The organism is Veillonellaceae bacterium, assembly GCA_012523975.1.
Lineage (GTDB): Bacteria > Bacillota > Negativicutes > JAAYSF01 > JAAYSF01 > JAAYSF01.
In genome coordinates this window covers 1-20,868 of sequence record JAAYSF010000014.1, presented here as the reverse complement: position 1 = coordinate 20,868, position 20,868 = coordinate 1, and the positions used below count along the sequence as shown (strand labels likewise).

The following is a 20,868-nucleotide window of genomic DNA, read 5'->3' as shown; positions in this document are numbered from 1 at the left end:
CTCACTTATTATACTTATTCATGGCCTTATTAATGCCGTCATTAATCATGCTCTCAATAGCATCAGCTGCTTTTTTGACAGCCTCTTGCACAAGCGGAGTTTCATCAGCTGAGAATCGGCCAAGTACATAATTTACGACTTCCCACCCGACAGGCGGCCGGCCGATACCAACTCTGACCCTGATAAAGCTATCCTGTCCCCAATGTGTTAACAGCGATTCAATGCCACGATGCCCACCCGAACCGCCTTTTACCCGGAGACGAAGTTTACCTGCCGGCAAATCAAGGTCATCGTAGGCAACAATTACGTCCTCTGCCGCAACCTTGTACCAGCGGGCTATTTCACCAACGGCGTTGCCGCTTAAATTCATATAGGTCTGAGGCTTGACCAGCAGCACTTGCTCTTTGCCCCGATATTCCGAAACTAATGCCTGGTGCTTGCTGCGCCAGTTATCAAGTTCCCACCGCCGGGCCAGCTCGTCCACTACCATAAAACCAGCATTATGCCGTGTCTCACTGTATTCGGCACCAGGGTTTCCTAACCCAACTACTATTTTCACTTTTAAGTATCCTCCAGATTGGTTAAAATTTCATCAACAGTAACAAATTTATATCCCTGAGCTGTTAATTCGCGGATAATAAGTCGGGTTGCCTCTACTGTCTGGGCCCGCGAAGCCTTAGACGCAATCCCGTCACCATCGTGCAGTAAAATTACTGAGCCATTCTGCACTTTACTAACCGTTCTATTGACAATGGCCTCAACACCGGGATTAGTCCAGTCTCTGCTCATAACGGACCACTCAACTACTTTAAGTTTGCGGTCAGCCATAACTTCCATCACTACTGGATCACGGAACCCGTGCGGCGGTCGGACAATCTGCGGCGCATGGCCGGTTATGTCGGTAATTACCTTGTTGGTGCGGTCAATCTCGCGCTCCATTATATTGCGGTCAGCCTTTAATAAATCAATATGGTTGTAAGTATGATTACCGATTTGGTGGCCTTCCTGCTTAATGCGAAGCACTAACTCAGGATGTTTTTCAACATTCCGTCCAACAACAAAAAAGGTGGCCGGTACTTGATATTCCTTTAATATATCCAAAATCTGCTCGGTGTACGGCGGATAAGGACCGTCATCGAAGGTAAGTGCCACTACTTTGCGGTCGGGCTGCCCTTCTAAAAAAACAGTGCCGTAAACATGGTTGTCCGGCAGTACGGCGCTTAGGGTCAGGCCGATACCGGCAATAATGCCCAGAATGGCTACCCACATCCCCAACCTCACCGGTCGGCGCAGTCTATGAAAATAATCAAAAATCAGTCCAGCCAATACGATTACGGTAAGCAGACCGAGCATGCTAATAAGCCTCATATTTAAGTCAAACATGGTTTTACTCCATTTCTTTGAACATTATCAACCAATCACCTTGCGAATCGCGCGTAGTTCCCCCTTCGACAAAGCCCAAGTTTTTATAAACCTTGACCGCGGGAGCATTATCGGGTCTTACCTCCAAACGCACCAAGGATGCATTATTAGCCTTAAAATATTCAAGCGCAGCCTTCATCAGCCTTGAAGCAACCCCCTGCCCGCGGTAGGATTCAGCCACAGCAATTGAAAGAATGCGGGCATTAGCTGCTTTACCAGGTTTAACCGACGAACACAAGAAGGCAATTTTATTCAGGATAATTATCTTTACCGGGTGCAGGCCGAAGCCATAGCGGCCAGTCAGCCAGCGCCACGCCCATTTTATAATATGACCGCCGGTTATGGCACGCATCCATAGAGCAGACAAATTAACCGGCGCAAAACAATAGCCGATTACCTCGCTGCCCGAGCGAGCTACAAATGCCGCAGCAGGCTCAGCTTGGTAAACAAGCGAAAAGACGTCCTGCATAGCCAACGGTTTGGGCAAACGTCCGCAATGATGAAGGACGCTTTCCTTAAAACTCTCAGTAAACAGGGCGGCAATTGCCGGCACATCCTGCTCATTTGCGTTTTCAATCACTATTTGAACCATACCCTCACCGCCTCAATGGAATTATACCACAAGGCGGTATTCTTTAGCCACTTCACTTAAATAGGAGTTGGCAGCAGTCGTCTTCTGAAGCTTCGCACCTTTGTTTGTGTAGTTTAACTGTCCCCGTAATAGGGAATAGACAAAAAACGAGATCGCCACGCTCGGCTCGCGCTGACATTTAGCTTGTCATTGCGCGACTGAAGGGACGTGGCAATCTCGTTTATCTTACTTAATACTTATCGTTAGTGCCTATTGGTCGAACAATTTGCTGATCGACAGCTCGCCGAAAATTCGAACAATGGCTTCACCTAATAATGGTGCAACTGATAACACCTTGATTTTCGGGCTTTGCTTTTCCGGCGGCAGCGGAATTGTGTTAGTAACAATTAGCTCTTTAATGTTTGAGTTGTTAATGCGTTCGACCGCCGGGTTGCTAAGTACGGGATGCGTACAGCAAGCATACACTTCTTTGGCCCCAAGGCGTTCGAGAGCCCGCGCTCCTTCGGTAAGAGAGCCGGCTGTGTCAACAATATCGTCTATAATCACGGCAGTTTTGCCTTCAACGCTGCCGATTAGGTTCATTACTTCGGCAACGCCGGGCATCGGCCGCCGTTTTTCGATAATAGCGATTGGCGCTTGCAGGCGGTCGGCCAATTGCCGCGCTCTGGTAACGCCGCCTAAATCAGGCGAAACTACAATCAAATCATCCAGCTTTTTCGATGCTATATAATCAGCCAGAATAGGTACGCCAGGCAAATGATCTACTGGAATATCAAAGAAACCTTGAATTTGTCCGGCATGCAAGTCCATCGTTACCACACGGGTAACACCGGCAGTAGTTAATAGGTTGGCCATCAGCTTTGCTGAAATCGGCTCACGGCCGCGGGTTTTGCGGTCTTGCCGGGCGTAAGCGTAATACGGAATTACAGCCGTGATATGGTTGGCCGATGCCCGCTTCACGGCATCAACCATAACGAGCAGCTCCATAACACTGTCGTTAACAGGCTGTGATGTTGATTGAATAATAAAAACTTCCTTACCGCGAACACTTTCATCAATGATGACCTGTGTTTCACCATTATTAAAGTGTCCGACAAAAGCGTTGCCTACCTTTACTCCTAAATACTCGGCAATCTCATGAGCAAGTGCAGGATTAGAGTTACCGGTAAAGATACGCAACTTCTTACTGTCTTCTAAAATCATTAAATATACCTCCGCGTCATTGTTATTACAGAATTTTTCTGTTTGGCAATGGTTACGCTTTGCGTTTTTTCGCCCAGCCATCAATGTTGTTCTGCCGGGCCCGGGCAACCCCCAGCGCATCGGCCGGCACATCCTTAGTAATCGTCGAACCGGCAGCCACATAGGCGCCGCTGCCTACTCTTACCGGCGCAACTAAGTTAGTATTACAGCCGATAAATGTCTCATCTTCAATAACAGTCCGATGCTTATGTTTGCCGTCGTAATTAACTGTTATTGTCCCCGAACCAATATTTACACGCTCGCCCATATCGGTATCACCAATATAGCTGAGATGCGGAATTTTGCTGTTTTTACCCACAGTGGAATTCTTGACTTCGACAAAGTTGCCGACCTTTACCCCCTGAGACAGCACCGTATTGGGACGTAAATGAACATAGGGGCCGACGGTTGCATTATCACTGACTTGGCAATCGTGAGCATATGTAATATTAAGGACAACATTATCGCCAACTTTGGTATTCTGCAAACGGGTGTTAGGTCCGATTTCACAATTGCTACCAATTGTCGTATTGCCTTCAAGCCATGTGAACGGGTAAATAACGGTATCGCTACCAATTATTACGTCGTTATCAACAAACGTAGAAGCAGGGTCCATAATTGTAACACCATTCTCCATGAGCTGCTGAAGTTTCCTGTTCCGGATAATTCTTTCAGCCTGCGCAAGCTGCACCCGTGAGTTTATTCCCAGCGTTTGTTCATACTCTGCGGCAGCGACCGCCCACACTGTTGCCTTCTGACCTGCCAGAATGCCGATAACATCGGTCAGATAATACTCGCCCTGATTGTTTGCACAGTTTATTCCGGCGAGAGCATCAAACAACGCTGCCCGCTCGAAACAATAGATGCCGGTATTTACTTCATTTACAGCAAGTTCAGCCGGTGATGCGTCTTTTTGCTCAACAATCTTGACAACCTGTCCGCTTTGATCGCGGATAACCCGGCCATACCCAGCAGGATCAGGCATTATGGCCGTCAATACAGTAGCTGCTGCGGCCTTGGCTTTATGCTCGGCATATAGCTTGGCCAGCATCTTGCCTTCTAACAATGGTGTATCACCGCACAGCACCATAACTGTTCCGTTGTATTCAGCAAGGAGCTCAGCTGTCTGCTGCACTGCGTGGCCAGTGCCAAGCTGTTCAGCCTGAACGACAAATTCAGCCCGTTCGCCCAATTTCTCCTGAACTTTTTCAGCGCCGAAGCCAATAATAACTATATTCCTGGATGAACCAGCGCTATTTGCTGCATCCAGCACATGCTCAACCATAGCTTTACCGCCAACTTGGTGGAGCACTTTGGGTAAAGCTGACTTCATGCGAGTACCCTTACCCGCCGCCAGAATTACTGCCAGCAAATCTGACATCACCGTTCCCCCATTCTTGCTTACACATTAGGATAAGACACGAACAAACATTAGGATTTTCGACATTATTAGATAAATTCCTGCAAGTATTTAGAATTAGTAATTGCTAAAAAAGCGTCCTCTCAAGGACGCCTTATATAACTTCCGCATTAAAACCTTCTTGGCGTAAACTTGAAAGTATCTGTTCAGTATGCAGCGCGTCGCGCGTTTCTAAGCTTATTTCGACTACCGCCTGGCCAATTGGTACATTGCGTTCGACCCGGTCATGGTAAACATTAATAACATTAGCGCGCTGCTTGGCAACCACTGTTAACAAATGCTGAAGCACGCCCGGCCGGTCCATAATAAGCGCTGAGATTTTAATCCGCCGTCCGGCCTTGACAAGACCGCGTTCGATAATCCGCGCAATGAAATTTACGTCGATATTCCCCCCCGAAATAACACTGGCAACCTTGTTCTTAAGCGGAAGCTTATTATTTAAGACAGCGGCTAAGCTTACTGCGCCCGCCCCTTCAACCATCATCTTAGCCCGTTCAAGCAGCATTAGAATAGTGCTGGCGATTAATTCGTCATCAACGACAACGATGTCATCGACATATTTATCAATTATTGAAAAGGTCAAATCGCCCGGCACTTTTACCGCAATGCCGTCAGCCATAGTAACAGCATCCGGCGTAGTACGGATGGTATGCTCTTTTTTCGAAATATACATTGCCGGGGCGCCTTGGGCCTGAACGCCGTAAACTTTAACATGCGGTGCTTTTTCCTTTACGGCCGCGGCAATCCCCGCAATCAGCCCGCCCCCACCAATTGGAACGACAATTGCTGAAACATCCGGCAGGTCTTCCAGTATTTCAAGTCCTACCGTACCCTGACCGGCGATAACGCCCCAGTCATTAAAAGCGTGCATAAAGGTTTGCCCACTGGCTTTTTGAATTTCCAAGGCCTTTGCATAGGCATCATCATATACCGTACCACTTAAAACAACTTCAGCGCCATAACCCCGAGTAGCCATAATTTTGGCCAGCGGAGCAACTTCGGGCATTACAATGGTCGCTTTAGTGTTAGCCCGAGCTGCGGCAAATGCTACCCCTTGGGCATGATTACCGGCCGAGGCTGCGATAACACCTTTGGCTTTCTCAGCTGCAGTTAACAGCCGGATTTTATTGTAGGCGCCGCGAATTTTGAACGATCCTGTTTTTTGCAGGTTTTCCAGCTTTAAAAAAACCTGCGCACCCGTCATCTCGCTAAAGGTAACACTGCGATCAAGCGGCGTGCGATGAACAACGCCTTGCATGGCCGAATGAGCTTCTTGTATATCAGTTAAAGTGATAGTATTAGTCATCGTTTAACCTCCCGACCGATATAACTATAGACACGATTTATAAGGCTGGTCTAATATCTGTTTTCTTAGTATGCTGATTTACATCATATAAAATAAGCAGCGGCAGATAGTCTTTGACTAATTTTTCAGCAGGCTCAGCGGTAGCTACAAGTACACCGATACCCGTAACTTCGGCGCCTACTTCATTAGCCAAATCAACCATCCCTTGAGCTGTGCCCCCCGCTTTCATAAAATCATCAATGATTAACGCCTTAGCTCCAGTCGGCAGCGCTCGCTTGGGCAAGGACATTGTCTGAATACGCTTAGTTGAACCTGATACATAGTTAATACTTACTGAAGGGCCCTCAGTCACTTTGCTGCCTTGCCGAGCAATAACCAACGGCAGGCCAAATGCTCGTGCCGTCATCATGGCCAAGGGAATTCCTTTGGTCTCAACAGTCATTATGTAATCAGGCGAGAGATGCGCAAATTTTGTCATGAATATCTCGCCGACTGGCACCATTAAATTCGGTGTAAATAATAAATCAGTCATATATAAAAAACCGCCGGGAATAATCCGTTCAGGCTCCGCCAACCGCAATGCCAAATCAGCCAATATACCGTTCATAGCCTGCTGACTTAAAGCCGGGACAAACCGCACTCCGCCTGCTGCTCCGGCGACGGTTTCAAGTGTTCCAAGACCGAACTGCTGCATCGCATGCTTAACGGTTACCAAGTCCTCACTTAAAGTCGATTTAGCGGTCCCAAATATTTCACTAAAATGGCTTAACGGAAATAATCGCCCCGGCGCATCGACAAGCAACTTAGTCAAAGCCGCTATCCGCTCAATTCTCCGTACTTTATTCATGAAATTGCCTCCCATTGTCAGGTAAACGCCGAATATTATTGCCTCGTTCAGGTGTTTTTATTCACATTCTCCCTTAGCTTTACAATTCCTGCCGTTTAAGCCGCCTGCGTAATAAATTTATTGTTCCCGTGAAATAATCCTAGAATTACAAAGCAGGACGCCTAATAACGCGTCCTGCTTTTTTGCAGAATATTAACTTCAGCACTGCGCCGAAAATGTCGACTTGACGAGTTCTAAGTCACTTGGCTTATCTACATCAATACCTAACTCAGGGTACTGCGAATGAACAACAGCGCCCCTTATGCCAAGTAGCTCTGATACCCGCTGTTCGACTTTTGGGAGACTCAAAGTTCCTATAACAAACTGGATAACAAACTTCCAGCCCAGGATACAGGCCAGCTTGAACGGGTTTTTGCGGTTATCGATTATCCGTTCCGCTACCGTCACACATTGCGGGACAATTGCCGGATTTACCAAAAATATATTGCCACCGGTATAAGTGCCTTCCTTTAGTCTTACATAAGTGCGCTTATTACCGGGATAGCATTTATTATTAACTTCCCGTCTGACAATCGGGTAGTATAAATCAGCTTCAACTTTGTTGCATTGCACTAGGAAGTCGTTTATTGCTTCGGCTGTTAAAAGGGGAATGTCGGCGGTGGCAACAAGCACCTTGCGTTGATGCCCTAAGGCATTCATGCCCAACTTAATGGTCTCAATTATAGTTTGGCCGCTCTCAATCATTATAGTGTTGCTGGGAAAGTCACAGCGCGATAGCTCTTTAACTGGGCCTACTACAAAGATTTTTTCCACATGCTGGCTGGCAGCTAAAGCTTTGGCTACAAATGATACCATCGGTTTGCCCGCTATTTCAATCATAGCCTCATACGGCTGAGGGGAAAATTGGCTTAAATGTTTGCTATTTTCACCGCCTGCCAGTATTATGGCGTCATACATTATTGGAACCTCCCAGTTAAAATATGAACAAGCTTAACCAGCGATGGTGTTACTTCGAATTATCCGCTAGTTTGCGCCGATCATTAAAATCAAGTAGCAGCGTCTGCTCAGTGTTTTCCATATGCTCGGTAGCTAGACGTTCTGCCAGTTGCTGATCCCGGGCCGCCAAGGCTTCTACCAGCCTGCTGTGTTCTTCAAGCGTGTTTTTCAGCCGTCCGGGATAGGCCATAGAAATCGACCTGAACCGCGTCAACTGCTCCCGCAGATTGCTGATAATCTGTACCAGCCGGTCATTGCGAGTAGCCTGGTACAGTATATCATGAAACTGACTGTCTGCCTCAACTATTTTATCCATATCACCTTTTTCAATATACTCGCCGATATGAACTAATAGCCGCTCCATTTTTTCCAATTCATCATCGGTAATACGTTCAGTTGCCAGTCCTGCTGCTAATACTTCCAAGGAGGTACGGACTTCAAACACTTCGTTGATATCCTTTATTGATAGGTCGGCGACATATGTCCCGCGCCGGAGAATCATAATAACAAAACCCTCTAGTTCAAGTTTTCTAATTGCTTCCCGCACCGGAGTCCGGCTGACACCAAGTTCTTCAGCTAGCTGAATTTCCATCAGCCTTTCGCCAGGTTTCAGCACACCGCTAATAATAGCTTCGCGCAATGCCTCACATACAACTTCGCGTAGCGGCTGATAGCTATCAAGCCTGATTGGCAATAATCTCCGTTCCAACATTATCACCCACCTTTGATACTGTTTTTGCGATAAAAATCTCAGCGTTATTAGCACTTCTAAGTTTTCGGGCTGCTGCTTGCGCGGTTTCAGCATCGGGGGTAAGGCCAAAAACGGTCGGACCGCTCCCCGACATTAAGGATGCCATCAGACCGCTGTCAAGCATAAGCTGTTTAAGGCCGCCAATTGCCGGGTGAGCGCCTATTGTAACACTTTCGAGCACATTGCAAAGCCTATGCGCTATCCCCGTCAAATCGCCGGTTGCCAGACAACCAATCATGGTTTCAATGTCCGGGCGCTGTCCGGCCTTGTCTTGACGAAAATTGCCGTAAGCCCAGGCAGTCGAGACGCTTATATCAGGCTTAGCCAGCACTATATAACATTCAGGTAAATTTGGCAACCGCTGTAAAATCTCCCCGCGACCGGTCGCCAACATAGTTCCGCCCCGTAAACAGAACGGCACATCAGAACCTAAAGTGGCTCCTAATTCGACCAGTTTATCGACAGATAGCCTAAGTCCCCACAGATGATTGAGTCCTGATAAAACTGCGGCAGCATCTGCACTGCCGCCGGCCAAACCGGCTGCCATGGGAATAGTTTTAACGAGCTCAATATGAACGCCTGTTCTTATGTTGAATTCCCGCTTTAAGAGGGCAGCCGCACGATAAGCCAGATTTGTCTCATCACAAGCAAGGGCGGGGATATCCGCTGAAACAGTAATATCCCCGTCCTGCTCAGTGAATGAGACGGTATCAGCTAGATCAATTGACTGCATAATCATGGCTACTTCATGATAGCCGTCCTGACGCTTACCAATAATATCAAGCGCGAGATTTACTTTAGCATAAGCTTTTACAGTTATCACATTACTCAACCATTCATTTGCCGAAGAGCAATTTCTTCCTGGGTTGTTAAGATTTTATCGATATCAAGCAGAATTAGCAGTCTGTCTTCAAGCTTGCCCACCCCGTTAATATAGCGGGCGTCGAGCACAAATGCGGGCGGAGCCGGTTCAATGTTGTCAGCGCTAAGCCGTACAACTTCATTTACGGCATCAACAATAATACCAACAGTCTGCCCATTAACCTCGACGATAATAATTCGGGTGTCTTCATCATAGCCGGTAACTTCCAGTTGAAACCGCTTTCTTAAGTCAACGACCGGGATAATCCGACCTCTTAGGTTAATAACACCCTCCATAAACGATGGTGTCTGTGGTAATTTGGTAATTGGCACTAAGCGGTTTATTTCTTGAACCTTAGTTATCGGCAAGCCGTACTCTTCTTTAGCTAAACGGAATATAACCAATTGCAATTCTTGATCGTCTAGTACTTCTCCCATTCAGCAAACACCTCCATAATAGGCCCAAGGCCATATAGATGCGATATTTTTCGCTCGTTACTATATTCGTTATTATAAAGCTGTTTGCCTTCATTTGCCAAGAGATTTCTATATCATTTTTGCACCGGCCACGATTGTTTCTTCATAATTAGTCTCAATTCTTTCATGGTCTGGTTTAAGCGTTTCGCAAAATTCGTTCAAAGCATCAATAACGGTCTGATATTTCTCATAAAATACAACAATTAAATCCTCAGGTTCGGCACATTTCAAGGCCGCTTTAACGGCCTCAGCCTCATTGAGAATTATTGCTACCTTGTCATCGGCAAAACCGGCTTCAAATACCCCGCGCTGCAAGAGAGCAGCCGTTTCACCAGCTTTTCGGCCGCGCAGATCGCTATCTTCTTTTATATAAATACAATCAAAGCCTTGACCGGCGATACGGCCAACATTCACTGTTACATCATCGCGGCGATCACCGGGGGCCGCGATAACTCCTATCAGCCGTTTAGCACCCATCCGCCGGACAGTATTAATAAGCGCTTGATACCCGGCTGGATTATGACCGTAATCAATGCAAACCCTAAAATCGCCGACAGACATTATATTAAGGCGGCCGGGATTTTGGGCAAAGCTTGATAAACCCTGTCGTATATAGTTAATGGGAACTTTAGCGCAATAACAAGCAGCCGCGGCAATAATCGCGTTCTGCAAATTATGAAGGGCAATGCCGCCTAAAGTAACCGGAATATTCTCAACTGGCAGAATAGCCCGAGCAAATGCCCCGCTTGCCGCATAAATAACACCGTCTTTTACAAAGAAAGCTCTGCCGCCGCAGCCAAGATGACGCCGCACTATGACATTCGAGGGTTCAACGCTAAAATAGACAATCTCAGCCTGGACGCGTTCAGCCATTTCATTTACATAAGGATCGTCCGCATTTAATAATGCAAATCCGCCGGGACGCACTGTTTCAATAACAAGTGATTTAATATAAGCTAAGTCAGACAGCGTTTCAATGCCGTCTTGGCCTAGGTGGTCTTCAGTAATGTTGGTAACAATCCCGATGTCGCATTTATCAAACGCCAGTCCACCGCGGACAATGCCACCACGCGCCGTTTCGAGCACAGCGGTGTCCACCCGCGGGTCGCTCAGTATTATGCGGGCGCTGTCTGGTCCGGTAGTATCCCCCTCCATAATGCATTCGTCATTTATATAGATACCGTCGGTGGTTGTCATACCGACATTAAAGCCGGCTTGCCGCCAAATATGTCCAATCATCCTTGTTACCGTTGTCTTGCCATTCGTGCCGGTGACAGCTACAAGCGGAATCCGCCCGGTACTGCCGTTAGGGAAAAGATAATCAATAATCTGCGCAGCAACATTTCGCGGCTTCCCGGCCGAAGGATAATGATGCATGCGAATACCCGGGGCAGCGTTGACTTCAATAACAGCTCCGTTATCAGGGCCAATCGGCATTGTAATATCTTTTGCCACAATGTCGACTCCTGCCACGTCTAAACCAATTAATCTGGCCACCCGTTCAGCCAGCCTGCAGTTAGCAGGGTGAACAATGTCGGTTACATCTATTGCCGTACCGCCGGTACTTATATTGGCATTATCGCGGATGCGTACGACAGCAGTCTTGTCGGGTATCGACTGCGGCGTCAAATTTTGCTTGGCTAGCACGGTAATCGCCACAGCATCCAGCTTGATTTTACTGAGCGGTTTGCTATGACCGTCACCACGGGCAGGATCAGTATTAACAATGTCGACAAGCTGGGCAACAGTATGCTGACCATCACCGATAACATAGGCCGGAATTCGTTCGGATGCTGCTACCGTTTTGCCGTTTACAACGCAAAAACGGTACTGCATACCTGGAATATATTCTTCAATCAGAACTTGCTCATCATACTGGCTGGCACCTTGAAAGGCAAGCTCAACTTCTGCCGCGCTGTTTATATTAACAGTAACGCCCTTACCCTGGTTCCCAGTCAGCGGTTTTACCACCACCTTCGGTCCGATAAGGTCTAAAGCCTTAACGGCCTCGACGGCGCTTTTAACAACTATGCCATTTGGAACAAGAATACCATTTTCATCTAGGATTCTTTTAGTTAATTGTTTGTCACAAGCCAAATCAACTGCGGCTGCGCTTGTCCGCCCAGTAAGCGTTGCCCATACCAATTGGCGCTGATGTCCATAGCCTAGCATCAGCAGATTTTCTTCAGTGTACACAACAGCCGGAATATCCCGAGCCTGAGCAGCCGTCAGAATTGCCTGAGTACTGGGACCCAACCGCCGCTGCTCGCCCAACGCAATTAATTTGGCCACAGCCTCTTCGACATTAAAATACTGCTGAGTCAGCCCAGCCTGAATTAATTCCAGGGCCGTCTTAGCCGCCAGTCTTGATACCTCGCCGTCGCGGCTGCCGACCACGACGTCGTAAATACCGGGAAGCCCGGTACTGCGAGTTTTGCCGAACTTAACCTCAAAACCAGCTAATGTCTGCAATTCCAATAGCGTATGTTCAAAAATATGGGCTAAATAAGTCCCGTCGAGCAAGCGTTCAACAAACCCGCCCGGTTTTCCCCGCGAACAATGATGCTGAGCTAACCCTGGTAGCATTTCAAGCAGACGCTCGTTAAAGCCAGCAATGTTCTTGCTGGGTATATCTTCATACTGAGCGAGATCAAGCTTAATCCAAATTACCGAACGATAACTGTAAATATTAGGCCCTTCCAAAATTCTTGTTGTTAAAATCTCCATGTGTGCCCCCTTCTTAGCTGGCGGAAATTAATTTTCGGCAATAATGTAAGGCCGGCGGCGTCTAATATCGAATCCGTACCCTGCCGGCAGAATATGAAGCAAAACGTTAGTAAGCGCCAAGGGATCATGGCGCTTCGATTCAGATATATTTGAATGGACTACGTTTTTTCCGTCCAGAATAGTGATTGTTTGTGAACCGATTACTTCGCACTTGCTGTCGGCATTAACTGCCAAGGCAGTATCTTCATCAATGCCAATGCCCAGAATGTGCGGATTCTGGGCTATCGCTGCTAGCAGCCGATTTATCCGGCCCCGTTGGGCAAAGTGCTGGTCAATAACCGCTTCCTCCAGCAGCCCCATACCATGAGCCATACTTAAAGCCGATTTTTTAGGAGTATCACTTGAGTCGCCCCCTACAATCATCGTATTACTCATAACAGAGGCCCCGGCGCTTGTCCCCGCCACTACCGCACCTTTACAATGAGCATGCCTAAGAGCGGCCTCAACACCTGAGCCGCCTAAAATGCTCGTCAGCCTTAGCTGATCTCCGCCCGTAAAAAAAATACCGGTAGCCTGTTCAATATCACTTATATTTCGGGCATCATTCGCCTCTTCACGGTTATCGATATATAAAACTGCAATACTTTCTGAGCCAATTCGGGTAAACAGCGATTTATACTCATCGCCTACTTCACGAGGCAGCTCGGTAGCTGTAGTTATAATTGCCAGGCGCGAATCCCTTCCTCCCGCCATTTTTACAAATCGCCTGAGTATTTCACACTTACCGTCCTTATCCTCGTTACCGCCTATGATCAAGAGGCTTCCTTTTTTTGTCTGCATGCTTTTCCTCCAAACACTGTCACAAAACATAATATGCACAATTATTTCAATAATATCTTTACCATTTATTGCATACATTTATACATTTTTTCTCTAAAAACAAAAACAGTCGACCCACATATAATGATTATGCCAATAAATCATTATCCAGGAGGTTGACTGTATGAATATCCGGAGAATTTACCTACCGCATTCGTTAGGCCTGCTCGGTATGGCCTCTGATAATTCAAGACTGCTGCCTGAAATCCATCGTCTGCTAAAAAAACATGGCTGTTATGAAGGAGCCGAGCATAATTTATATGATTCAAATACACGCGAAGCTATTGCCGAATTTCAAATGCGTCAAGGTCTGCGGCCGACAGCCACTCTTGACCACACTACCTACTGTCGTCTATTTGATGCCGCGGTTTCTGAAATCGAACCAATCGAGAAAACCGATCGCGTTTATGGAACCCTGGCTAACGCCAACATCCTTATAACGAAATCCAACCGTCAGCTCACCCTGTTCAACGGCAAAACCACCATTCGCCAGTTTCCGGTCGCAATCGGCAAACCATCTACCCCAACCCCGGAAGGCAACTACGCTATTGCCACCAAAATATTAAACCCGGGTGGAGTTCTAGGTACGCGCTGGATGGGCTTAAACTATGATGCCTACGGAATTCATGGCACCAATAGACCTTGGCTCATCGGGCAGATGGTATCAAATGGCTGCATACGCATGCATAACCATAATGCAGAAGAGTTATTTGCTCTCATCAGAATCGGGACGCCCGTCTTCATCCGTTAACAATTCCAAAAAGGGGCGGGCAATCTTATCAATCATATCGCGGCGGGCTTTAATATAGTGAATAAGTGCCTGCCGCTCTTTGTCATCCGGCAGCCATTCCAGCGGTATCTCGCTTACAATCGTCTCAATATCTTCATCAGTTATGCTCCGCACCTTTTCAATATAGTCTTTAAAATCATTAGCCGTTAAATAGTGCTTGAGCAGCCAGCCGTACGCCCGCCGATAGTTCATTATTATCTTAGGCTCAAGCTTAGCCAGCCAAGCAACTGTCCAACGGCCTTTCTTAAATAGATGGGAATTATCGATAGCATATATTTGGGCCTTATCCTCATTGCGATGCATAATCAAATTACGCCGATTCCATGTGCGGTCAAGATTGTGGAACATATGGTCAAAGAGCATAACGCCCGCCATCTGGGATTTATTAGTTGCCCGATGCAAATTTGACTTAACTACATACCGGCTGCCGCTTATATACCTGCTAGCAAAGTGGAGTCCGGGCTCGACTCGGGCCGCCCTAAGCCTGCGAGTCTTGGTCAGCAATTCCTCAGTTATTGTGATTATTCCCCCCGGCGGAAAACACAAATCCATTAATGTTGCAAATCGGCACGCCAATAACTCATTGACTAAAACCTTAAGCCCAAGGCGATTATTTTTGAGTTTGACAACATAGACTAACCCATCATCAGCCTTAAATAATTGCGGTGAAGTTACGCCAAGTCCTACCGAGCCCAAATATGTAACTGCCGTAAGCAATTAGTTCACCCTCTTTTTCCGCATATTAATAATGCATACGGTAAAATATATGCCGAAATATGCGCAAAAGAACAATTAAAAACACCGCTGCAATCCATCAGGATGAGCGGTGTTTTCGTCTGTTAACCCTTAGGCGCCGAAGGTACAGTCCCATTGGTATTTAGCAACCAGCTGGCAATCCACCCTGTTGTGTTTCCATCCGGAAGAACGACCTTATACCAGCCGAAAGCTTCGTCCTTAATCGTAAGGGTATCGCCTCTGTTAACTTTTTGAATTACCGGGAAGTTAGTGCCAGGGCCGGTACGAACGTTAACACTATTACCGTTGACTACAGCCATGCCTGAAACTGTTGTCGGAACACCTGCCACCGGTTCAAACGGACCGGTAACTGTTTCTGGATAACCAACCATCCCCTCCGGGCCGGTTACCAGAATGTTCGACTCCCCGAAAGCTTCGACATCGCCGCCGCCCATTTGGGAAGCAGAAACCTTATCATCATTAAAACCGTCAGACGAGGTCACCGTATTAGCAGCTGTCGTCATTTCGAATGCTCCGGCCGTCACAACCGGATCCATTACATAAGCGTCCATTTCGATAGTGCTTGTTACACGGGCCCAGACTTTCAATACGATTGTAATATGGACTTTGCGCGGATCATCATGCTCGCAGAAATCATAATCTACAAATTCAATCTGAACATCGGCTGTCGCTGCATCGTCTTTAACAGCCCCTGGAATTTCAATATCACGCGTCCATCTAACACCTTTACGCTCAAAAGCATGAACAGGCTGATCAGGAAGGTCGGCCACATACATAACTTTAACTTCTAGTTCGCCTCTGACAATAACCTTATTGGGAATGACATCAACCGATTTGATGCATATATCTTTTACATAAACGTCAATAACTTGCTCAATAGGCGGTTTCCTGTCAGGAACAAACATATCAAACTCTACGACCCGCTGCTCCATTTCCGCCCCAAGCACCTGTTCAACTTGGATTTTTTCCATCCCGGGTTCAAAGCAATAACAATCTTCAAAGCCTTGACGTAAAAGCTCACCTGGTTTATTAGCTATAGCCCTTAAACTAGGTCTTGACTCTTTCTTGCCCATTTCATTCCCCCCTTTTCCAAGGATAGGCGGCAAACTTATCCTTTTGCGTTATTTGGCAATGTACCATTAGGAACAGGTCCACCAATCATAACTTGACGATCGGCTAAGACTTTCGCGTTAACTCTGAGAACAACAGCTACATCAAAGTCGCGGGTGCAGTGATGGTGGTGGTGATGATGATTGTTGTTATTACCGCAGTCATCATCGTCGTGATGGTGGTGGTGATGATTGTGGTTGTCATTGCAGTCATCATCGTCATCATCATCGCACATATCGTCATCGACTTCATAATTTTTGTACTTATAAGCGCGAGTGTGCTTATCAACATCGTAATCAACATACTCAACATCGACAGTAGCTTCAGCGTCCATACCCTTACGGGCTCCCGGAATCGGAATATCAATTGTCCATTTAAAGTTCTTGAGTTCAACGGCATGAACAGGCTGATCAGGCAGGCAGGCTACGTAAATAGCCTTAATTTCGAAATCACCGCGAACAATGACCTTGTTGGTGATAACATCGATGCTATTGATCTCAACGTCCTTAACAAAAACATCAACAATTTGCTCAATTTCCGGTTTACGGTCGGGTACCCTCACATGAATATCCAAGGATTTCTGTTTTTCGGCTTCGCCTATTACCTGACGAACAACGATAGTCTGCGGTCCTGCTTGCTGACCAAGAGTACAGTAATCCACCATAGGCCTTAAACCTTCTTTATCAGTCATTCATATTCCCCCCTTCGTAAGTTCTATTTATATATATGCCTGTGCCACCGGTTATGTGCAAAAACAGTGACGCTTGGTAAAATTATTTGGCGTATATTGTAATATTTTTTCTAAACATAACATTTTACTTTTTTCATTCATATGATATAGCAGAAGTCTTCAAAGGACTTTGAATAAACATAATATAACAAGGAGGTTCTTGTGATGTACCCTAAGTGGTCGGAAAAGTATTGTGATGACGACAAAATGTACGACAGCGACTGTTCCTCAATGCATTATATGCACAAAATGCCTAAGATGGACTATGACATGTGCTGCAAACCAAAAATGTACAAAGACTATGATATGTGCGAACCAAAAATGAAAGACCATGATATGAGCTGCAATATGCCCAAAATGAAGTGTGAAAAAAAATGCGTAAAAACTTTTAAGTGCACCTATAAGCTCTATAAAATCTGCTGTTATCGACTCCAAAAGGTCTGTCCGCGCTGCGGCCATGAATTTGACTATCACCGTCATCGCGGCATGTGCCCACGCTGCGACTAACAAAGCAAAAAAATGAAGCCTGCTCAGCAGGCTTCATTTTTTGCTTTGTTTGGCTGTACACTATGGACGAATAAACTCTTGAACTACATATACTTGGCCGCTTGGGGCATATCTCACACCAATACCAACCTCAGTAAAGTTGCTGCTTAAAACATTGGCGCGATGGCCTGAACTGTTCATAAAGGCTACTTGAGCTGCATCAACATTGCTGTTGATAGCTAAGTTTTCCCCAGCATAAGTATAGCTAATACCGGCCGCCTTCATTCGATCAAACGGAGTTTGCCCTTCAGGATTGTTATGAGCGAAGTACCCTCTGTTAATCATGTCTTGAGCATATTTTCCAGCCAGAGAAGTAAGTTTGCTGTTAACCTTTAGGGCCGGCAGACCATATTTGGCACGGTCAGCATTTAATAATTGGACGGCACGAGCCTCAGCTGCTGCCACATTACCCGCTGGAACTGTAGTGGAAGGCTTAGTAGTTTTACCGCCAGTTGACGGCACAGTTGTCTTAGCAGCATTGCCATCGCTGTCGCCACCGCCGCCGTTACTGAGCAGCGCTAGCAAGCCAAGCGCGGCTACACCGGTAAGGATGTCTTTCTTGGTATCTTTCTTCTCCTGCTGAGCGGTTGTTACCTCGGCAGCCAAGGCAGAGTTGGCAAAAGCGCCGCCAAAAGAAGTGGTTAAAAGCGAAGCTACGGTAAAACTTAAAACAAGGACCTTGTTAACTTTACTTTTCTTAATCAATTTAAATTCCTTCCTTCTAGTAAATAAAGCAGATTTGAAGATTAGTTTAAAACTCTGTGGTTTTCACGTAATAATAATTCTCTTTTAATAGCAAAAATCCTCTTTCTGACATTTGGTAATGTTTACATAACTAACGCATCAACGACTGATCTTGCCGGCTGTTCTCCACACTTTGACATTTATCAAAGCCACTCTTGTCGGGAAAGCTACCTTTATAACGGAGGTGATTTTATTGGCCGACTTTAGAAAATCAGATTGCGCTTGCTGCAGCCAAAGCAAAGGCTGCAAGGACTCCTTTACTGAATTTGCATCAGAACTGTGTCCTAAATCAGCAAAAAGCCTTAAAAGCTCAGAAAAGAGGTGTTAGGATTGAGCGGCGACATGTATGATAAAAATACGAAATCAGTTCATGGGCCCTCAGGTACTGTGGCCCAAAAACATCACGGTCCCTACGGCGGCAAGGCTAATCAACAACAGCTTTCAACCAGCTTCCCAGATGAAAAGTATGTAAAACCGAGGCCAAAATCCTAATAGAAAAAGAGTAAGGCGCGAAAATCGCACCTTACTCTTTTTCTGTTATATTTGTTTTACATTTGGCTCTCAATATGGAGTTTTCGGCAATCCCAGCCGAAACTTGCCGCGCGTTTCGAGGCCCCCTACTCCTTCTATACCGGTGACCGATGCAGTTATTGCATCACTGACGTCGACCGTCTTGTTGATGGGTGTAAATGCTACCTTTTCGGCAATGAACACCGGATCATAGGCGTGGATAAAGATACGGGTCGGCGAGGATGCGAAGTTAGCACCGGCTGCCAGAATTGCTTCAAAATAAGATTGGCAAGCTCCAGCGAAGATTACCAAATCATCACGGGAAGGCTCAAAGACCCGAGCCCGCTTAACAGATTCACAAAAATGCTTAGAATTACGGTAATTGTTTATATCGCGAAAATCTTTTTTGCCTCCGCCAATCAGAGCATCATGTCCGGTAAGTACCAAGATATCAGGACGATATTCATCAATAAGCGCAACCACATGCTCGTGCTGCTTATCTTCAGCTATACACCGGCCGACAGCTTCCATATTAAGCTGACTGTAAGTCTTCAAGCACATCTTTAAGTACTCCTCGTCACCGTCAAGATGCAGAACTCGGCCGGGTAAATCAAAAAAACTGAACTTTTTTGCCGCCTCCGAACGCCCCATCTCTACTTTTTCCCGTTCAATACTGCGTCGCATCATTACCCTTTTCAGGCTATCGTTGTGTACACTCTCCATCCGGACAATTTCATTACGAAGATGCTCTGCATCAATTCTCTCTAGATCGCCCATAGGCGCATCGGCAATCAAGCGCAAATGCATGCCTTTCAGAACACAGAACCGCTGCCCGTTATCATCTTCGCGAATATCAGAAACTTTAAAGACTATATCGCCGCCATGTGACTTACGAATGACTAAATCTCCGATCGTTATTGCCACTGCTCACCCCTCCCCCTCGTTACTTCATAATATGTGGGGTATGGTGATTTTGCTACCGGAGCTCTTTTTTTCGGGACAATTAGCAAAATAGGCTGAACGCCATATACTGTACTAAGTTTGTGACCGCACCGGTCACATGCACCGCACTCCATTCACGAGGTGATGGCGCATGATAAGCGTGGTCGTTCCCGCAAAAAACGAAGCAGGACGAATCGTCACTGTACTACAGAACTTAGCAATCTTACCGGTGGATCATATCATTCTTGTAGCAAACGGTTCAAAAGACACCACCATGCAGGAAGTTTTGCAGCTTAGAATTCCGAAATTGCAAATAATTTACTTTAATGACTGTCTTGGCATCGACATTCCAAGAGCAATTGGAGCAAAAGTAGCCTTAGCATTGGGCAGCGATGTTATTGCCTTTGTAGACGGCGACATGGTGGGCACTTTCAGTGAAAACCTGATGGAACTGGTTGACGGAATACTGCTAAAGCATCTTGATATCGCTTTAACTAATTGTTACCCATCACCGCCGCGGCATATAGAGCGGTATAATCCAACCTTTCAATGGCGACTCAACCTTAATAAGGAACTCGGATTGGATAAAAAAATTAGTCTAGCCACCCCCGCTCATGGTCCGCATGCGGTATCACGCCGTCTTCTCGAAACCATCCCCATTCGCGAATTAGCCATTCCGCCCGTTCCGTTAGCCTTAGCCCGTATTCACAAGCTTAGGATTGACGTTGCGACTACGATCCCCCATTATCGTCTAGGTTCGTCTATCAAGAATCAAATCCACACCAATAAAATTATCGACACAATTGTCGGTGATTGTCTGGAAGCAATTGCTGTCTTTAAAAATGAGCCCCGTAATCGACAATTCAATAACAAGTCCTACATCGGTTATCAAAGCGAGCGCAGATTTGACCTATTAGACAATTTCCTGAATGAGAAAGCCTACTCAAGTGAGTAGGCTTTCTCTCATGCAAAAGGGGATGTTACTTGTTAAAAAGGACGGCTGCTCAAAGCAGCCATCTTTCCCTACCATGCCTTAAATAATCTAACCCCTAAAGGGGGTTGTTACTTTGGCATTGCCCCAAAGTAACCAAAGGTCTAGGCCCTATATTCCAAAAGCCTCGGGAAACCGCACAGCTTACTAAAATCCCGAAACTCGCTAACGCTCAGACAGTCGGGATTTTTTAACGTAAGCCGCACGGTTTCCCGTCCTTGCGGAACGG

General features: G+C 46.3%; 21 protein-coding genes and 1 pseudogene. 4 read left to right on the top strand and 18 right to left on the bottom strand.

The window, feature by feature from the left end:
• Window position 1: 1 nt before the first annotated feature.
• The 13 genes from GX348_01810 to GX348_01750 form a co-directional block, all read right to left on the bottom strand.
• Entirely contained in the window at window positions 2-559 is a 558-nt protein-coding gene (locus tag GX348_01810) for an aminoacyl-tRNA hydrolase (GenBank protein NLP40922.1), read from the bottom strand.
• A gap of 2 nt (window positions 560-561) precedes the next feature.
• Window positions 562-1,383: a polysaccharide deacetylase family protein gene (locus tag GX348_01805; GenBank protein NLP40921.1), complete on the bottom strand. Its 822-nt coding sequence runs from the start codon at window positions 1,381-1,383 to the stop codon at window positions 562-564.
• A 4-nt stretch (window positions 1,384-1,387) separates the two neighbouring features.
• Window positions 1,388-2,014 carry a GNAT family N-acetyltransferase gene (locus GX348_01800; GenBank protein NLP40920.1) on the bottom strand — a complete coding sequence of 209 codons (627 nt, stop codon included), beginning with the start codon at window positions 2,012-2,014 and terminating at the stop codon, window positions 1,388-1,390.
• A gap of 249 nt (window positions 2,015-2,263) precedes the next feature.
• Window positions 2,264-3,217, bottom strand: coding sequence for a ribose-phosphate pyrophosphokinase (locus GX348_01795; protein ID NLP40919.1), 954 nt, complete (start codon window positions 3,215-3,217; stop codon window positions 2,264-2,266).
• 52 nt (window positions 3,218-3,269) lie between these two features.
• Window positions 3,270-4,637, bottom strand: coding sequence for a bifunctional UDP-N-acetylglucosamine diphosphorylase/glucosamine-1-phosphate N-acetyltransferase GlmU (gene glmU / locus GX348_01790; GenBank protein NLP40918.1), 1,368 nt, complete (start codon window positions 4,635-4,637; stop codon window positions 3,270-3,272).
• 133 nt (window positions 4,638-4,770) lie between these two features.
• A complete protein-coding gene (locus GX348_01785) occupies window positions 4,771-5,982 on the bottom strand; it encodes a threonine ammonia-lyase (GenBank protein ID NLP40917.1) in 1,212 nt (403 codons plus the stop codon).
• A gap of 37 nt (window positions 5,983-6,019) precedes the next feature.
• On the bottom strand, window positions 6,020-6,829 hold the full coding sequence (gene purR / locus GX348_01780) for a pur operon repressor (protein NLP40916.1): 810 nt from the start codon (window positions 6,827-6,829) through the stop codon (window positions 6,020-6,022).
• Window positions 6,830-7,027: 198 nt separating this feature from the next.
• Window positions 7,028-7,786, bottom strand: coding sequence for an NTP transferase domain-containing protein (locus GX348_01775; GenBank protein NLP40915.1), 759 nt, complete (start codon window positions 7,784-7,786; stop codon window positions 7,028-7,030).
• A gap of 49 nt (window positions 7,787-7,835) precedes the next feature.
• Entirely contained in the window at window positions 7,836-8,534 is a 699-nt protein-coding gene (locus GX348_01770; GenBank protein ID NLP40914.1) for a GntR family transcriptional regulator, read from the bottom strand.
• Entirely contained in the window at window positions 8,503-9,399 is an 897-nt protein-coding gene (locus GX348_01765; GenBank protein NLP40913.1) for a 4-(cytidine 5'-diphospho)-2-C-methyl-D-erythritol kinase, read from the bottom strand. Before GX348_01765 ends, GX348_01770 begins: the two co-directional genes overlap by 32 nt.
• Window positions 9,400-9,404: 5 nt before the next feature.
• A complete protein-coding gene (locus GX348_01760; GenBank protein ID NLP40912.1) occupies window positions 9,405-9,875 on the bottom strand; it encodes a chemotaxis protein CheW in 471 nt (156 codons plus the stop codon).
• Window positions 9,876-9,983: 108 nt separating this feature from the next.
• The gene (gene cphA / locus GX348_01755) at window positions 9,984-12,641 is read right to left on the bottom strand and encodes a cyanophycin synthetase (GenBank protein ID NLP40911.1); all 2,658 of its coding nucleotides are present in this window, start codon (window positions 12,639-12,641) and stop codon (window positions 9,984-9,986) included.
• Between the two features lie 27 nt (window positions 12,642-12,668).
• Entirely contained in the window at window positions 12,669-13,481 is an 813-nt protein-coding gene (locus GX348_01750; protein ID NLP40910.1) for a cyanophycinase, read from the bottom strand.
• A gap of 163 nt (window positions 13,482-13,644) precedes the next feature.
• Between GX348_01750 and GX348_01745 the strand changes: the two genes are divergently transcribed.
• A complete protein-coding gene (locus GX348_01745) occupies window positions 13,645-14,271 on the top strand; it encodes a murein L,D-transpeptidase (protein ID NLP40909.1) in 627 nt (208 codons plus the stop codon).
• A 21-nt stretch (window positions 14,272-14,292) separates the two neighbouring features.
• On the opposite strand, the pseudogene GX348_01740 reads toward GX348_01745, so the two are convergent.
• The 3 genes and pseudogenes from GX348_01740 to GX348_01730 form a co-directional block, all read right to left on the bottom strand.
• Window positions 14,293-15,027, bottom strand: a pseudogene (locus GX348_01740) (hypothetical protein).
• Window positions 15,028-15,149: 122 nt separating this feature from the next.
• The gene (locus GX348_01735) at window positions 15,150-16,139 is read right to left on the bottom strand and encodes an SH3 domain-containing protein (GenBank protein NLP40908.1); all 990 of its coding nucleotides are present in this window, start codon (window positions 16,137-16,139) and stop codon (window positions 15,150-15,152) included.
• 35 nt (window positions 16,140-16,174) lie between these two features.
• Entirely contained in the window at window positions 16,175-16,867 is a 693-nt protein-coding gene (locus GX348_01730) for a DUF3794 domain-containing protein (GenBank protein ID NLP40907.1), read from the bottom strand.
• Window positions 16,868-17,146: 279 nt separating this feature from the next.
• On the opposite strand from GX348_01730, the gene GX348_01725 reads away from it, so the two are divergent.
• A complete protein-coding gene (locus GX348_01725; protein NLP40906.1) occupies window positions 17,147-17,413 on the top strand; it encodes a hypothetical protein in 267 nt (88 codons plus the stop codon).
• A 60-nt stretch (window positions 17,414-17,473) separates the two neighbouring features.
• Here the strand turns inward: GX348_01725 and GX348_01720 are convergent, their stop codons facing one another.
• The gene (locus GX348_01720; protein ID NLP40905.1) at window positions 17,474-18,154 is read right to left on the bottom strand and encodes a serine protease; all 681 of its coding nucleotides are present in this window, start codon (window positions 18,152-18,154) and stop codon (window positions 17,474-17,476) included.
• Between the two features lie 372 nt (window positions 18,155-18,526).
• On the opposite strand from GX348_01720, the gene GX348_01715 reads away from it, so the two are divergent.
• Window positions 18,527-18,688 carry a hypothetical protein gene (locus GX348_01715; GenBank protein ID NLP40904.1) on the top strand — a complete coding sequence of 54 codons (162 nt, stop codon included), beginning with the start codon at window positions 18,527-18,529 and terminating at the stop codon, window positions 18,686-18,688.
• A 69-nt stretch (window positions 18,689-18,757) separates the two neighbouring features.
• On the opposite strand, the gene yabG is transcribed toward GX348_01715, so the two are convergent.
• Window positions 18,758-19,624: a sporulation peptidase YabG gene (gene yabG / locus GX348_01710; GenBank protein ID NLP40903.1), complete on the bottom strand. Its 867-nt coding sequence runs from the start codon at window positions 19,622-19,624 to the stop codon at window positions 18,758-18,760.
• A 175-nt stretch (window positions 19,625-19,799) separates the two neighbouring features.
• Here yabG and GX348_01705 point away from each other — a divergent pair, with 175 nt between their 5' ends.
• Window positions 19,800-20,603 (top strand): glycosyltransferase, encoded by an 804-nt coding sequence (locus GX348_01705; protein ID NLP40902.1) that lies wholly within the window; start codon window positions 19,800-19,802, stop codon window positions 20,601-20,603.
• Window positions 20,604-20,868 lie beyond the last annotated feature (265 nt).

Bases quoted from the DNA above. Each gene is read 5' to 3' on its own strand.
- GX348_01800 (NLP40920.1), bottom strand. From the start codon at position 2,014: ATGGTTCAAATAGTGATTGAAAACGCAAATGAGCAGGATGTGCCGGCA.
- GX348_01745 (NLP40909.1), top strand. From the start codon at position 13,645: ATGAATATCCGGAGAATTTACCTACCGCATTCGTTAGGCCTGCTCGGT.
- glmU (NLP40918.1), bottom strand. From the start codon at position 4,637: ATGTCAGATTTGCTGGCAGTAATTCTGGCGGCGGGTAAGGGTACTCGC.
- GX348_01795 (NLP40919.1), bottom strand. From the start codon at position 3,217: ATGATTTTAGAAGACAGTAAGAAGTTGCGTATCTTTACCGGTAACTCT.
- GX348_01705 (NLP40902.1), top strand. From the start codon at position 19,800: ATGATAAGCGTGGTCGTTCCCGCAAAAAACGAAGCAGGACGAATCGTC.
- GX348_01805 (NLP40921.1), bottom strand. From the start codon at position 1,383: ATGTTTGACTTAAATATGAGGCTTATTAGCATGCTCGGTCTGCTTACC.
- purR (NLP40916.1), bottom strand. From the start codon at position 6,829: ATGAATAAAGTACGGAGAATTGAGCGGATAGCGGCTTTGACTAAGTTG.
- GX348_01760 (NLP40912.1), bottom strand. From the start codon at position 9,875: ATGGGAGAAGTACTAGACGATCAAGAATTGCAATTGGTTATATTCCGT.
- GX348_01785 (NLP40917.1), bottom strand. From the start codon at position 5,982: ATGACTAATACTATCACTTTAACTGATATACAAGAAGCTCATTCGGCC.
- cphA (NLP40911.1), bottom strand. From the start codon at position 12,641: ATGGAGATTTTAACAACAAGAATTTTGGAAGGGCCTAATATTTACAGT.
- GX348_01775 (NLP40915.1), bottom strand. From the start codon at position 7,786: ATGTATGACGCCATAATACTGGCAGGCGGTGAAAATAGCAAACATTTA.
- GX348_01735 (NLP40908.1), bottom strand. From the start codon at position 16,139: ATGGGCAAGAAAGAGTCAAGACCTAGTTTAAGGGCTATAGCTAATAAA.
- GX348_01725 (NLP40906.1), top strand. From the start codon at position 17,147: ATGCACAAAATGCCTAAGATGGACTATGACATGTGCTGCAAACCAAAA.
- GX348_01750 (NLP40910.1), bottom strand. From the start codon at position 13,481: ATGCAGACAAAAAAAGGAAGCCTCTTGATCATAGGCGGTAACGAGGAT.
- GX348_01730 (NLP40907.1), bottom strand. From the start codon at position 16,867: ATGACTGATAAAGAAGGTTTAAGGCCTATGGTGGATTACTGTACTCTT.